General features: G+C 64.8%; 12 protein-coding genes and 1 pseudogene. 6 read left to right on the top strand and 7 right to left on the bottom strand.

What is annotated here, in order from left to right; all coding sequences use genetic code 11:
• Positions 1-338: 338 nt before the first annotated feature.
• Positions 339-526, top strand: a pseudogene (locus V5734_RS12330) (integrase core domain-containing protein); the annotation flags it as partial.
• 568 nt (positions 527-1,094) lie between these two features.
• Here V5734_RS12330 and V5734_RS12325 read toward each other — a convergent pair.
• The 3 genes from V5734_RS12325 to V5734_RS12315 are packed head-to-tail and all read right to left on the bottom strand — an operon-like array spanning position 1,095 to position 4,266.
• Positions 1,095-2,021, bottom strand: coding sequence for an electron transfer flavoprotein subunit alpha/FixB family protein (locus V5734_RS12325; protein WP_347309945.1), 927 nt, complete (start codon positions 2,019-2,021; stop codon positions 1,095-1,097).
• A complete protein-coding gene (locus tag V5734_RS12320) occupies positions 2,021-2,782 on the bottom strand; it encodes an electron transfer flavoprotein subunit beta/FixA family protein (RefSeq protein WP_347309944.1) in 762 nt (253 codons plus the stop codon). The genes V5734_RS12325 and V5734_RS12320 overlap by 1 nt, the downstream gene beginning before the upstream one ends.
• 23 nt (positions 2,783-2,805) lie before the next feature.
• Entirely contained in the window at positions 2,806-4,266 is a 1,461-nt protein-coding gene (locus V5734_RS12315; protein WP_347309943.1) for an aspartate ammonia-lyase, read from the bottom strand.
• A 325-nt stretch (positions 4,267-4,591) separates the two neighbouring features.
• On the opposite strand from V5734_RS12315, the gene V5734_RS12310 reads away from it, so the two are divergent.
• The 5 genes from V5734_RS12310 to argE are packed head-to-tail and all read left to right on the top strand — an operon-like array spanning position 4,592 to position 8,287.
• On the top strand, positions 4,592-5,866 hold the full coding sequence (locus V5734_RS12310; protein WP_347309942.1) for a flavin-containing monooxygenase: 1,275 nt from the start codon (positions 4,592-4,594) through the stop codon (positions 5,864-5,866).
• A 16-nt stretch (positions 5,867-5,882) separates the two neighbouring features.
• Positions 5,883-6,299: a RidA family protein gene (locus tag V5734_RS12305; RefSeq protein ID WP_347309941.1), complete on the top strand. Its 417-nt coding sequence runs from the start codon at positions 5,883-5,885 to the stop codon at positions 6,297-6,299.
• Positions 6,300-6,303: 4 nt separating this feature from the next.
• Complete coding sequence (locus V5734_RS12300; RefSeq protein ID WP_347309940.1) at positions 6,304-6,978, top strand: DUF1028 domain-containing protein; 675 nt, start codon at positions 6,304-6,306, stop codon at positions 6,976-6,978.
• A 17-nt stretch (positions 6,979-6,995) separates the two neighbouring features.
• Entirely contained in the window at positions 6,996-7,124 is a 129-nt protein-coding gene (locus V5734_RS12295; RefSeq protein WP_347309939.1) for a hypothetical protein, read from the top strand.
• Positions 7,121-8,287, top strand: coding sequence for an acetylornithine deacetylase (gene argE, locus V5734_RS12290; RefSeq protein ID WP_347309938.1), 1,167 nt, complete (start codon positions 7,121-7,123; stop codon positions 8,285-8,287). The genes V5734_RS12295 and argE overlap by 4 nt, the downstream gene beginning before the upstream one ends.
• Positions 8,288-8,290: 3 nt before the next feature.
• Here the strand turns inward: argE and V5734_RS12285 are convergent, their stop codons facing one another.
• From V5734_RS12285 to V5734_RS12270, 4 genes are all read right to left on the bottom strand, one after another.
• Positions 8,291-9,220 (bottom strand): LysR family transcriptional regulator, encoded by a 930-nt coding sequence (locus V5734_RS12285; RefSeq protein ID WP_347309937.1) that lies wholly within the window; start codon positions 9,218-9,220, stop codon positions 8,291-8,293.
• Positions 9,221-9,327: 107 nt separating this feature from the next.
• The gene (locus tag V5734_RS12280; RefSeq protein WP_347309936.1) at positions 9,328-10,884 is read right to left on the bottom strand and encodes a 4-hydroxyphenylacetate 3-hydroxylase family protein; all 1,557 of its coding nucleotides are present in this window, start codon (positions 10,882-10,884) and stop codon (positions 9,328-9,330) included.
• A gap of 505 nt (positions 10,885-11,389) precedes the next feature.
• Positions 11,390-12,388: an XdhC family protein gene (locus V5734_RS12275; RefSeq protein ID WP_347309935.1), complete on the bottom strand. Its 999-nt coding sequence runs from the start codon at positions 12,386-12,388 to the stop codon at positions 11,390-11,392.
• 187 nt (positions 12,389-12,575) lie between these two features.
• A complete protein-coding gene (locus V5734_RS12270; RefSeq protein ID WP_347309934.1) occupies positions 12,576-13,340 on the bottom strand; it encodes an IclR family transcriptional regulator in 765 nt (254 codons plus the stop codon).
• Positions 13,341-13,410: the final 70 nt, after the last annotated feature.

Here is a 13,410-nt window from a genome sequence, read left to right as displayed (position 1 = left end):
ACCGCACACACCACTTCGATCCACCTGACCCTGAACGCAAACCTGCGGCCCCATGCAGCGACCGCGGAGAGAACCTCAAAGCCCGGCACGCAGGATGACGCCAGAGATCAGCACTTGACGAAGGCGATTAGAGAACCTTTACGGACGTGACCGAAACGGCCTTATGGTGTGCCCATCTGGAACGCGGGGCACGAGGAGCACGAAGGTGCGAGCAGGCCGTCGATAGACATTGGGCTGAGAGCCCGAGCTCGTTACATGGCCGCCCCTCGCGACTTTCCCGGTTGCGCTGAGAGCGCGGATTAGTAGGTGTCGTGTTGCCGTTAAATCTGAGACGCGGCGCGTTGGGCAAACCGATGCAGAACGGCATCTGTGAGGCGTTCAATCCCAAGATGCTGGACGAACCCTTGAACGAAACGCTGTTTTTCAGCCTCGATCACGCCCGCTCAGTTGTGTCGCGGTGTACAAGGAGACCCGACCACACTCAGCCCTCGGCTATCAAACGCCGGCGGATTACGCTGCCCACCTTATCGCAATGGGCGACTGGCTCCACGCAACTGAACCGTTGCGCAGCTCGTCCATTGCTCCCTCGGCGCAACTGCGCCAAATTCACCCTCGGACTCCGGTAGCGGCTGGATGAGCCTCGGGGGGCACAGCACTCTATCTGTACACGCAAGAATATCTTCTGGTACAAGACTGCGCGGAAATCTACCAAGTGCGTGTAAGGCTTCCGCCATCGGAGAAGGAAACCGGATGGGTTCCAGCCAAAGATTTTATCCTATCATGCTTTTGCTTTCCGCGGCTTACATGGCGTGGATTTCAATCTTGCATATTCACTCGGCGATGCTGAGCGAATCGTAGAAAGAGGTTCCGCTCAGATGAACCAGGAGCCGCTCTTTGCCGCAACGTCGGCAACCGTCGAGGCGACATCTTCACAACCGCTCGCCGCTCGAGTTCTTCAAGCTGTGGCATATTTTCACTAGATTCCGTTCACGCGCAATGAAACCCAGAGTGGCCACCCTCGGTTGAGCGCAAGGGTGTACAAGATAGCAAGGCCCGCCGTCGGGCGGGCCTTGCTATCTTGCTGTTGCCGCGCCTCAGAGTTTTTCGGTGAGTTCCGGGACCAGGGCGAAGAGGTCGCCGACGAGGCCGTAATCGGCGACCTGGAAGATCGGGGCCTCTTCGTCCTTGTTGATGGCGACGATGACCTTGCTGTCCTTCATCCCCGCGAGGTGCTGGATCGCGCCCGAGATGCCGATGGCGACGTAGAGCGCCGGCGCCACGACCTTGCCGGTCTGGCCGACCTGCCAGTCGTTCGGCGCGTAGCCGGAATCCACCGCCGCGCGCGAGGCGCCCACGGCCGCGCCGAGCTTGTCGGCGAGCTTCTCGATCAGCGCGAAGTTCTCTTCCGAGCCGACGCCGCGGCCGCCCGAGACGACGATCCCCGCCGAGGTCAGCTCCGGACGGTCGCTCGCGGCGACCTTGTCCTCGACCCATTCCGACAGCCCCGGATTGGCCGCCGCCCCGATCGTCTCGATCGGCGCCGAGCCGCCCGTCGCGGCCGGCTCGAAGGTCGAGGTGCGGATCGACACGACCTTCACCTTGTCGCCCGACTTCACCGTCTGGATCGCGTTGCCGGCATAGATCGGCCGTTCGAAGGTCTCGGCATCGACGACGCCCGAGACATCCGAGATCACCATCACGTCGAGAAGCGCCGCCACCCGCGGCAGCACGTTCTTGGCATCCGTCGTCGCCGGGGCGACGATGTGGCTGTAATCGCCCGCGAGGCTGACGATCAGCGCCGCCGTCGGTTCGGCGAGCCGGTGGCCGAGCGAGGGGTCCTCGGCGCAGAGCACCTTCTTCACGCCGGCGATCTTCGCCGCGTCCGCCGCCGCCGCGCTGGCCTTGGCCCCGGCGCAAAGCACCGTCACCTCGCCCATCTTCGCCGCCGCCGTCACCGCCTTCGCGGTCGCATCGACCGACAGATGCCCGTCGGTCACTTCCCCCAGCAGAAGAACAGCCATCAGATCACCCCCGCTTCGTCTTTGAGTTTCGCGATCAGCTCGTCCACCGATCCCACCTTCACGCCCGCCTTGCGGCCCGCCGGCTCCGCCGTCTTCACCACCGTCAGGCGCGGCGTGACATCGACGCCGTAATCGGCGGCGGTCTTTTCCTCCAGCGGCTTCTTCTTCGCCTTCATGATGTTCGGCAGGGACGCATAGCGCGGCTCGTTCAGCCGCAGGTCCACCGTCACGATCGCCGGCATCTTGACCTTGATCGTCTGCAGGCCGCCGTCGACCTCGCGCGTCACCACCGCGCTCGCGCCCTCGAGCTTCAGCTCCGAAGCGAAGGCGGCCTGGCTCCAGCCGAGCAGAGCGGACAGCATCTGGCCGGTGGCGTTCATGTCGTTGTCGATCGCCTGCTTGCCGCAGATCACAAGGCCGGGCTTCTCTTCGTCGACCACGGCTTTCAAGAGTTTCGCCACCGCCAGGGGCTCGATATCGGTATGCACGTCCGAGGCCGCCTCGATCAGGATCGCCCGGTCCGCGCCCATCGCCAGAGCCGTGCGCAGCGTCTCCTGCGCCTGCTTCACGCCGATCGACACCACGACGATCTCCTCGGCCTCGCCGCGCTCCTTGATCCGGATCGCCTCTTCCACCGCGATCTCGTCGAACGGGTTCATCGACATCTTCACGTTGGCAAGATCGACACCCGTGCCGTCCGCCTTCACGCGAACCTTCACGTTGTAGTCAATCACCCGCTTCACAGGCACCAATACCTTCATGGCTGGCAATCTCCCTATTGTTCTCAGGATTTGGTGAGTGTCGGCGGGGCCGCAGTCGGCCCACCGAGCATGTTGGCCGGGGTCAGGGTCCGAACGATGTCCTCGGCGCTGAGAACGCCGCTCTCCACGGCAACCTCGGCGATGCTCCGCCCGCTGCTACGTGCCAGTTTGGCAATCATCGCGGCCTTCTCGTAGCCGACGAACGGCACCAGCGCGGTTGCCAGAACAAAGCTGCCGGCCAGCAGTTCCTCGCAGCGCGCGGCATCCGCTTCGATCCCGCTTATGCAACGGTCGGTCAGCACCTCGAATGCGTGCGTCAGCATGCGTATCGACTGGAGCACGTTGAAGATCAGCACCGGTTCCATCGCGTTCAGCTGAAGCTGTCCCGCCTCGGCGGCCAGGGTAACGGTGAGGTCGTTGCCGATCACCTGGTAGGCCACCTGGTTGACCATTTCGGGGATCACCGGGTTGACCTTGCCGGGCATGATCGAAGATCCCGCCTGGACCGCCGGCAGGTGAATTTCTCCCAGACCCGCGCGCGGGCCGCTGCTGAGCAGACGCAGATCATTGCAGATCTTTGATATCTTGACCGCAATTCTCTTCAGCGCGCTGGAAAACATCACGAAGGCGCCCAGATCGGAGGACGCCTCGATCCGGTTGCGGGCTTCTATCAGGTCATATCCCGAGACGTCCGACAGGTGCTTTACCGCCAGCGCAGCGTATCCCTGGGGCGTGTTGACGCCCGTGCCCACGGCGGTGCCGCCGAGATTGACCTCCTTCAGCAGATCCGAAAGCTGATGGACACGGTCGATATCCTCGTCGATCGTCTCGGCAAAGGCCGCGAACTCCATGCCCAGCGTGATCGGAACGGCGTCCTGCAACTGGGTCCGGCCGACCTTGAGGATATCCGCAAAGGCCCGTGCGCGTTCGGCAAATGCCGCGCTTAGCCGCTCCTGCTCTCGCCGCAGGGGGGCACAGGCGCGAAGCGTGGCCAGGCGCAGGGCCGTCGGGTAGACGTCATTGGTGGATTGCGAACGATTAACATGGTCATTGGGATGCAGATGCGCGTAGTCGCCGAAAGCATGGCCCATGCGGACAAGCGCCAGATTGGCGATCACCTCGTTGGCATTCATATTGGTCGACGTGCCGGCGCCGCCCTGGATCATGTCGACCACGAAATGCTCGTGATGCCGGCCGGCGATGATCTCGTCGCAGACCTCGATGATCGGTCCGGCCGTCGGGTCGGGAAGCGCGCCCAGATCGCGGTTGGCCAGGGCGGCCGCCTTCTTGACCATGGCGAGCGCGATGACCAGATCCGGGAAATGCCCGAGCGGTACGCCGGTTATCGGAAAGTTCAGCAAGGCGCGGGCCGTATGAATCCCGTGGACTGACTGTTTCGGCAACGCCATCGACCCAAGCGAATCGGTCTCCGTGCGCAACGCGGTTTCGGCGTTGGAGGCGATCTCTCGATTGTCCGTCAGCATAGTGAATCCTCTGGCAATGGCGCGGCGTCGTCGCCTGTCTGGCGCAAATCGAAAGAGGCCTAAAGAAACCTTTTTTGAGCTTATGCTATGGGAAAATCTATCCGGCGTTTCGGCGAACCCCCGGTCAACCGGGACTGGTTGATGGGGGCTTGGGTGAAACGCGGTTTGCGTTACAGGATCGCGGAGCCCTGGCCAGGGTTTAGGGACAACCTAACCAATGCTGCAAGAAATCGTAATTTTCAGTTTCTCTGTGGCCGTCTAGACCTCCCGGCACGGCCCCTTGGCGGCCGCGAACCACCGTGTGACCAAGAAGGGGTGCGCTGAAATGCCTGTGGAACGGACTGATACGCTGATCATCGGGGGAGGCCAGGCCGGCATCGCCATGAGCGAGCATCTGGGCAAGGCCGGCGTGCCGCACCTTGTGCTTGAGAAGAATCGCATCGCCGAGGCGTGGCGCACGGGTCGCTGGGATGCGCTGGTGGCGAACGGTCCCGCCTGGCATGATCGGTTCCCAAACCTGGGTTTCGAGGATAGCAGCCCCGACGAGTTCGTATCGAAGGACCGCATGGCACGATACCTCGTGGACTATGCCGCAATGATAAAGGCGCCGATCCGCGAAGGGGTGGAAGTGACCGAGGCCACGCGGCTACCCGAACGGGGCGGTTTTATGGTCAAGACCAGCAAGGGCGAAATTGAGGCCCGCCGCATCGTCGCGGCGACGGGCGCTTTCCAGCATCCGGTGATCCCGCCCATCATCCCCGAGACCGCGGCTGTCGAGCAGATCCATTCCTATCACTACAAGAACCCCGATCAACTGCCCGAGGGGGCCGTCATGGTCGTCGGTGCGGGTTCATCCGGTGCGCAGATCGCCGACGAGTTGAACCGGGCGGGGCGCAAGGTGTTCCTGTCGGTCGGCCCGCATGACCGCCCGCCGCGCCGCTACCGGGGTCGCGATTTCGTCTGGTGGCTGGGCGTGCTCGGCCTCTGGGACAAGGCGGCGCCGGTGCCGGGGACCGAGCATGTGACGATTTCGGTCAGCGGCGCCTATGGCGGGCGCACCATGGACTTCCGCCGGCTGGCCGGCGAGGGCGTGATCCTGACCGGGCTGACCAAGGGCTACGCGGACGGCGTGCTCGGCTTTGCCGACGATCTTCGGACCAACGTCGCGGCGGGCGATGCGAACTACCGTGAACTTCTCGACATGGCCGATGCTTATGTCGCCCGCACCGGCCTTGCGCTGTCGGAGGAGCCCGGCGCGCGCGAGGCGTTCCCCGATCCGGCTTGCCTGACCAATCCGCTGTCCTCGATCGACCTCGCCAAGGAAGGAGTGGCCACGATCATCTGGGCCACCGGGTTCCGGCAGGATTTCAACTGGCTCAAGGTCGACACCTTCAACGAGCGCGGCGCGCCGATTCACCAGCGTGGCGTGGCGGCGGCTCCGGATGTGTACTTTCTCGGCCTTCCCTGGCAGTCGCGGCGCGGCTCGTCCTTCCTTTGGGGTGTCTGGCATGACGCCAAGCACATCGCCGACCAGATCGCCATCCAGCGTGCCTATCTTCAATACGACGGCGAAGCCGCAATCATCGCTGCCGCCGAATAGATCAAGGATCAACCCAATGGCCCATACCCGCATCCGCAAGTTCAACACCAAGGACACCTATCCCGAACAGAAGCTCGACAACGATCTCTGCCAGGCGGTCGTGACGCAGGGCGGCAAGATCGTCTGGCTGCGTGGCCAGTGCCCGCAGAACCTCGACGACGCGAAGAACATCGACAGCCACGATCCGGTCGAGCAGACCCATAAGGTCATGCAGAACATCAGGCAGCTGATCGAGGAGGCCGGCGGCGGCATGGAGCATCTGGTCAAGGTTGTGGTCTACCTGACCGACGTGCGCCACCGCGAGGCGGTCTACCGGACCATGGGCGAATACATCAAGGGTGTGCATCCGGTCTCGACCGGGCTGGTCGTGCAGGCGCTGGCCCGTCCGGAATGGCTGGTCGAGATCGACGGCACCGCCGTCATTCCGGAGTAGGCCCATGACTTTCTCGCTTGTCGCCCGTTGCGCGGAAACCGGCATGTTCGGTGTCGCCATCTCGTCGTCCTCGCCCGCGGTCGCGGCCCGCTGTTCCTATGCCCGAGCCGGGGTCGGGGCGGTCGCGTCGCAGAATGTCACTGACCCGTCGCTGGGGCCGCTCGCGCTCGATCTCATGGAAGCGGGGATGAGCGCCTCCGACGCGGTCGCGGAGGTGAAGAAGCGCGGCAAGTTTATCGAGTACCGGCAGGTGCTGGCAGTGGACAGGGAGGGACGGACCGCGATCCATTCCGGGCCGAACTCGCTCGGCATCTGGACCCAGGCGCAGGGCCAAAACGTCGCCTCGGGCGGCAACCTTCTGGCCAACGAAGACGTGCCGCAGGCGATCGTGGACGGGTTTCTCGCCTCGACCGGCCATCTCGGCGACCGGCTTCTCGCGGCGATGCGCGCGGGGCTCGCGGCGGGCGGAGAGGCAGGACCGGTCCATTCGGCCGGCATGAAGATCGTGGACGAGGTCGCCTGGCCCGTCGCCGATCTGCGCTGCGACTGGACCGAAGGCTGCCCGATCGAGAACATCGCCACGGCGTGGGACATCTACAAGCCGCAACTAGAGGCCTACATCCAGCGCGCCCTCGACCCGCGCGCGGCGCCATCCTATGGCGTTCCGGGCGACGAGTGACGACGGGAAGACAGACGATGCTCGACCACACCCGCCAGGACGACTGGGCCGACGGCGACCACCTCTATTCCCGCGACCTGGACGGCGAGGGGAACGGCGACGCGCTGCCCTTCCGGCGCGAGATCACCGAGCTGGCCGTTGAATGAGCAGCGCAGCCCCGAATCCGCGTACGCTCGAGATCCTCGAACGCCTGATCGCCTTTCCCACCGTCAGCGCCGAGAGCAATCTTACGTTGATCGACTATGCCGAGAGCGTGCTGGAGGCGTCCGGGTTCGAGATGCAGCGGATTCCCGATCCGGCATTGCCGAAAAGCGGACTGGTCGCGCGGATCGGCGGCGACGGCCCGGGCGGCGTGCTCCTTTCGGCGCATAGCGACGTGGTGCCGGTCGAAGGCCAGAACTGGACCCGTCCGCCCTTCGAACTGACGCGCGAGGGTGGCAGGCTCTACGGACGCGGCACGACCGACATGAAGGGCTATCTCGCCGCGATGCTGTCGCTGGCGGAGCGCGCGGGAAAAGCGGTGCCGGACCAGCCGTTGATGCTGGCGATCTCCTACGACGAAGAGGTCGGCTGTCAGGGCATCGCAAAGATGCTCCCCGGCTTCAAGCGGCTTGGCTGGCGTCCCGATCTCTGCATCGTCGGCGAACCCACGTCCATGCAACCGGCGATCGGACACAAGGGCAAGGCAGCGTTTCGCGCCATTTGCCGTGGCACGGCGGGTCATTCGGCGCTGGCGCCGCGCTTCGTGAACGCATTGCACATGGCCGGGGACGTGCTTTCAATCCTGCGTCGAATGCAGGACGATTTTGCGGTCTCGACCGTACAGGATGCCGCCTACGCCATCCCTTATTCCACCGTTCATGCCGGGCGGTTACAGGGCGGCACGGCGCTGAACATCGTGCCGGACCGCGCCGAGATCGAGTTCGAATTCCGCCATCTTGCGGCGGACAGCCTGTCCGATTTCCAGATGCGGCTGGCGGGCGAGATCGAGGCGCTGTCGAGTATATGGCGCCGCCGCGATCCGGCTGCGGGCATCGAGATTGTATTGACCAACACCTATCCCGGTCTGGACATCGGTCGGGATGAGGACGCCGTGCGGCAGGTGGAAGGACTTTGCGGCTCGGACGCGCGGGTGAAGGTGGCATTCGGAACCGAAGCGGGGTTCTTCGGGGGGCTCGGCATTCCGACCGTGGTCTGCGGGCCGGGCGACATGGAAGGTCAGGGCCACAAGGCGGACGAATATCTGGAGGTCGCGCAACTGGCCGCCTGCGACCGGATGATGGACCGGGTATTGGCCGGGCTCGCCTGACCGTCAGCGCGCGCCCAGAAGCCGGTCGGCGCGGCTTTCGATCCAGTTCTGCGCATGGGCCAGAAACGCCTTGTGCAGTTGCGTGTGGTCCGAACCCGAGCCCATGAGAATACCCATTTTCATCGACCGCTGATCGCCGGTCAGCGGAACGAACCGCAGCGGCTTGCCATCCGGGGCGAGGTCGTGCAGCGGGCGGACATTGACGATGGAATAGCCAAAGCCATTTGCGACGAGGCCGCGCATCACCGCCATGTCGCGGGTGCGTTCGGTGATGTTCGCACGCAGTCCCGCGGCATTGAAGAATGACAGGAAATAGTCCGCGCTGAGCGGCAGATCGAGAAGCACCATTGGGTAGGGGGCAAGTTCCTCGACAGAGACCGCGGGCAGATGCGCCAGTGGGTGCGTCTCGCTCAGCGCGACAAGGGGCGGCAGTTCGAGGATCGGAACGAAGGAGAGGTCGCGCGGCAGGTCGAGGTCATAGGTCAGGGCGAGGTCGATCTTGGCCTGCCGCAACAGGCCGAAAAGCGTGGACTGGTCGGCCTCGATCTGGCTGATGCGGACGTCGCTGTACTGTTCCACGAAGCTGCGCCTGAGGCCCGGCAGGACCATCTGGGCAAAAGTGCTCAGGCAGCCGACCGCCAGCGGCCCGCGCACCGACCCCGAGAGGTCGCCGGCCAGATCGCGCAAGGCAGCCGCCTCGCGCAGCACCGTCGCTGCATGATCGAGAAGCTTGCGGCCGGCCAGCGTCGGGGTCAGGCCCTGGGCATGGTGGCGCACGAAGAGCTTCACGCCCAACTCTTCTTCAAGCTGCGAAACCGAGGCCGAGATCGACGGCGAGGACACGTTCACCTGCTGCGATGCTGCGGCGATGCTGCCGGTCTCTCCGACGGCCACGAAGTATTCCAGCTGCCGCAGCGTGTAGCGAAGTGGCATCCATTACCCCAGTCTCAATAATGCTTCCGCGACGGACTGCGGAGCATGCGCCCGGGCCACGGACGGTCAGCCGGGCGCGCCGCTCGATCATTGGCGGAAACGCAGTGCTACGGCAAGTTTTCCTCGATCTTGTCGATATCTGCCAACGCCCGCCGGCGATTCGGCGTCTCCGGCGCATACCAGTCGCCGTAGGTTCCGCCGTTCGGCGACCCGCTTCCCGCGCCCTGTGCCGTGCTTTCAAGTCCGGCGGCATCCCGCACGAGGGCGAGCGGTCCGTCCCAATCGAAATGATGGTAGACCGAGGCCAGATGCGCGTGCGGCGGCGACTGGCCGAAGAGCTGGAAAGCCAGCCGGTGCCCGGCATAGTCGGAACTTACCAGGTCGCGGGCGAAGGCCATCAGCTTGCGACGGTCCTCGGCGCTCCAGTCCTTGTTCACGGTGTAGTATTTCCGAAGCCAGTCACCGGTCTCCGTCGCCTGGAATGACGCGGCGCTCGGTGTGAGGGACAATTGCCCGCCGCACAGCTCGCGGGTCACATGCATCATCTCGTGCAGCTGCGACACCGCCAACACCCGACCGGCGTAGAGCAGGGACTGGTTCGGCATCATCAGCCCGGCGGGCGATTTCTCGCCAAGCGCGATGGAAGCTGTCAGATGGGCATGGATGCCTTCGCGCCAGACCGCCAGCTTGACCAGCTTGTCGCGGACGCCCTGCTTGCGGTCGAGCCCGGTCTGCCGGCAGTTCAGGAGCGCCGCGCCAATCAGCATGTCGGCGAAGACCAGGATGCGGTGGACGAAGGCGAAGGCCGAATAGCGGTGCAGCGTGGCGCGGATCAGCGTCGCCGCCCGCGGCTGGCGGTGGAACAAGACGTTCTCCCAGGGGATCAGAACGTCATCAAATACGACCAGTGCCTCGATCTCGTCGAACCTGTTCGACAGAGGATAATCGCGCTCTGTGTCCGGTCGGGCAAAGCCGGACCGGCAGATGAATTTCAATCCCGGCGCGTTCAGGTCGCTGACGAAACCGACGGCGTATTCCTCGGGCAGAGCGTCCCCCCAATTGGCGGCATTCGGCTTCGTATAGGCCAGGTCGGCATAGGGCGCGCCGGTCTCGAACTTCGCGCCGCGCACGATGATCCCCGCGTCGGTTTCACGCACGACGCGCAACAGCATGTCCGGATCTTGTTCTTGCGGCGGGCGCGAGCGATCGCCCTTGGCGTCGGTGTTGGCCGAGATTCGGAAGAGATCGTCATGGCGCGAAGCCACGACATGCGCGTCGATGTTACGGGCGAATTGCGGGTCGATGTCCACGAGCGCGTCCCGGCAATCATGGAGCGACCAGAATTCACCGATCGTTTCGTCGCCAACGCGTGTGGCGATGCCGCCGACCTGCGCGAGCACGCGGTCGGTCGCGCGACGCTTTGCCCACCAGTCCGCCTGCGAGTACGGCAGCGCGCCGGCAACTGTAGAGGTTTGCCCGTTCACCGTCCTGGTCAGTACGTCGCGGTGGTCCGGGTCGTTCTGCAAGTCGTAGATATGCGCGCGCAGATCGACGAGCGGCGCGAAGGCCGGATGCGAGGTCACGTCATCGACCCGTTCGCCATCGACGTAGACTTCCCGAGGGGTCCGGATCGCGTTGCGATAGTCCTGGCTTGTGCGGATCATGGCTTTCTCTCCGTTACATATGTGCCCGCTCCTGCATGCACCATGATTCCACGGAGTGCCGACCAGCCGAAAGAACGTGTTTCCTTGGCACCGCTTCGGCCCCGCCTAAGAGGATCGCGCCGGGTCGCTCGGACGGGAATCCGGACGAAGGCCATGTCGACCAAGCCGGATCGTCGCGCCGCCGTGGTGCCAAGCTCGTGTTGGTTGCGTTGGCACGGCGCATCGCCGCGATCCTGCACCGGATGGGGACGGATGGCACCGACTTCCCCTCCGATGTTCCGTTGCTTCACGCCGGCTGAAGATGCAGGTTCCAAATTGCCGCCTGCCTGATCGCGGGCGTTCGAGATCCGCATGGGACGCTGTTGCCGCGATGCCGTGACCAGGACTGATGCCGATCGTGTCGCGCATGCCAACGATATGGGCACACCGGAAATGCATTGAACCGGCATCATGTTGGCGGCCACCGCGCCGACCACGCACCGAACCATGCTCCCGAACCGCTCCGTCAGTGGTTTGGGCCTGTATTCGGTGAAACTGCCGGCTCCGACTGCCGGTCCCGGCCTTGCGAGGCGGCACGGTTCGCAATGTCGAGCGCCTCCGCCAGGACGGATATGGCAAGCGTCCGCGCGTCGCGAGCGGAGGGCAGCAATCCGATCGGCCCGCGCACGCGTGCCAGCGTCTCGTCGTCCAGCCCAAGCGCCGCCAATTCCAGCATCCGAACCTCTCGTGCCTTCATGCTGCCTTGGGCGCCGATGTAGAATGCCGGGCGCGACAGCGCTTCGGCCAAGATCGGTGGTTCCCAGTCATGATCGTGAAAGAACAGCACGATCGCAGTGCGCGGATCGACCGCGAGGTCGGCGGGAAATCCGGGCCGGTGCAGGTGGCGCGTCTCGCAGCCGGCTTGAGCGCCATGGTCGAGCGTCTCCGTGTCGGGCGAGAGGAGGATACTGGGAAATCCTGCCGCCCGAACCAGCGCGGCAAAAGTTCCCGCTTCGGGGCCCTTTCCGAAGATGAGGAACTTGATCTCGGGCAGAAAGCGGATGTTGAACATGGCGCCCGCAGCCCCGGTCTGCGTGTCCTCGGCGAGCGCCAGCGCACCGCTTTCGGTGTCGATGGCCAGCGTCACCGGTAGCCTGGCATTGCGCCGATCGGCAAGCTGACCGAGGATCTCGCGATCCGGGCGGGGCACCAGCAGGATGTCGAGGCCGCCGCCGCACGGCAGCCTGATGTCGATGAAGGGTGAGCCGCGTCCGTAGCGGATGGAGCGCGGCCGTCCGCCGGCAAGTGCCTCGACGGCATGCAGAGCGATGTCTCGCTCGATACAGCCCGATGACAGGGAGCCGACGCGCTGCGCGTCGGCGAACACCGTCATCACTGCGCCGAGCGGCCGGTAGGACGGCCCCTCGACGCCGACGATCACCGCGAGCACGCCTTCGCGCGTATCCGCGAGCAGGGCGTCGATCGGATCTGCGGTCAACCCCCTTGAAAGCTGTGACTCATGCATCGCGATCCTCCCCGATCGCGCCCACGGACAATCCGGCGGGTGATCGGGCGCTCCATGCCACGCTCGCGCCCTGCGCCGGTTGCCGTCCGATGCTGCCTGCTTGCGACATGACTGTCCTCCGTTGCGGTCAATCATTGCGCTGGCCTGGTACCGGGATGCCGCCGCGGACGGCGGGCCGGTGCGACGCCTAGGCCATGCGGAATTGCTGAAGCTTCGCGGCGAGTGTCCGGCTCGCGCGGCGCAGGCTCGCGGCGACTTCCTTCACTGGCTTGTTGTGCATGCGCTGCGAGAACCCCGAGATGCCGATCGCGTATTGCACGGTGCCGTCGGCGCCCTGGACCGGGACCGCGAAGCTCAGCACGCCGGGGTCGAGTTCGTTGTCGCACACGGCGAAGCCCTGGTGGCGGATCCGCTCCAGTTCCTGCATGACCTGCTGCGGATCGGTCGAGGTATTGTCGGTGTAGCGCGTCAGCGGCTGGCTGAGCAGCCGGCGCACGAAGTCCGGCTTCTGATGCGCCAGGATCGCCTTGGCGGAGGCAGTGGCGTGGATCGGCATGACGCGTCCGGGCTGGACATAGGTCATTTCGCCGTCCTGCGGTACCGCAATCGCGATCGATTCCACCGATGTCCCGTTCAGCTGCGCCAGATAGGCGGTCTCGGAAAACTCGCGCACCAGTTCGTGCAACTCGGGCTCGGCCATGTCGACCACGGAGGGTGGCGCAACCGCGAGCCGGCAGAGCCGCTCCATCCGCGCGCCGAGAGCGTAGGTCTTGCTGTCGGCCCGGCGCTCGACCAGCCCGATCTCTCCAAGCGCGTTGACGAGGCGATGGGCGCTGCTGGCCTGAAGCCCCACGGTCTGCGCGATCTGGGTCAGGGTCAGGCCCTGCGGGCAGGACACCAGGACTTCGAGGATGCGCACATAGCGCGCCAATGGGGTGGCCGATAGCGACATTGAGCCTCTTATTTCCGATTTATGGAATAGATACCTGAATTTCCACAATACGGCAAGTCATTCCGGCTTG

Source organism: Defluviimonas sp. SAOS-178_SWC, from assembly GCF_039830135.1.
In the GTDB taxonomy this organism is placed as follows: domain Bacteria; phylum Pseudomonadota; class Alphaproteobacteria; order Rhodobacterales; family Rhodobacteraceae; genus Albidovulum.
The sequence above is the reverse complement of the archived record's forward strand: the minus strand, read 5'-3'. Positions and strand labels throughout refer to the sequence as shown.

What these genes read in the sequence shown, in the direction of transcription:
- V5734_RS12285 (WP_347309937.1), bottom strand. Translation starts at nt 9,220, where the DNA reads ATGCCACTTCGCTACACGCTGCGGCAGCTGGAATACTTCGTGGCCGTC.
- V5734_RS12280 (WP_347309936.1), bottom strand. Translation starts at nt 10,884, where the DNA reads ATGATCCGCACAAGCCAGGACTATCGCAACGCGATCCGGACCCCTCGG.
- V5734_RS12315 (WP_347309943.1), bottom strand. Translation starts at nt 4,266, where the DNA reads ATGCTGACGGACAATCGAGAGATCGCCTCCAACGCCGAAACCGCGTTG.
- argE (WP_347309938.1), top strand. Translation starts at nt 7,121, where the DNA reads ATGAGCAGCGCAGCCCCGAATCCGCGTACGCTCGAGATCCTCGAACGC.
- V5734_RS12325 (WP_347309945.1), bottom strand. Translation starts at nt 2,021, where the DNA reads ATGGCTGTTCTTCTGCTGGGGGAAGTGACCGACGGGCATCTGTCGGTC.
- V5734_RS12295 (WP_347309939.1), top strand. Translation starts at nt 6,996, where the DNA reads ATGCTCGACCACACCCGCCAGGACGACTGGGCCGACGGCGACCACCTC.
- V5734_RS12320 (WP_347309944.1), bottom strand. Translation starts at nt 2,782, where the DNA reads ATGAAGGTATTGGTGCCTGTGAAGCGGGTGATTGACTACAACGTGAAG.
- V5734_RS12270 (WP_347309934.1), bottom strand. Translation starts at nt 13,340, where the DNA reads ATGTCGCTATCGGCCACCCCATTGGCGCGCTATGTGCGCATCCTCGAA.
- V5734_RS12310 (WP_347309942.1), top strand. Translation starts at nt 4,592, where the DNA reads ATGCCTGTGGAACGGACTGATACGCTGATCATCGGGGGAGGCCAGGCC.
- V5734_RS12275 (WP_347309935.1), bottom strand. Translation starts at nt 12,388, where the DNA reads ATGCATGAGTCACAGCTTTCAAGGGGGTTGACCGCAGATCCGATCGAC.
- V5734_RS12300 (WP_347309940.1), top strand. Translation starts at nt 6,304, where the DNA reads ATGACTTTCTCGCTTGTCGCCCGTTGCGCGGAAACCGGCATGTTCGGT.
- V5734_RS12305 (WP_347309941.1), top strand. Translation starts at nt 5,883, where the DNA reads ATGGCCCATACCCGCATCCGCAAGTTCAACACCAAGGACACCTATCCC.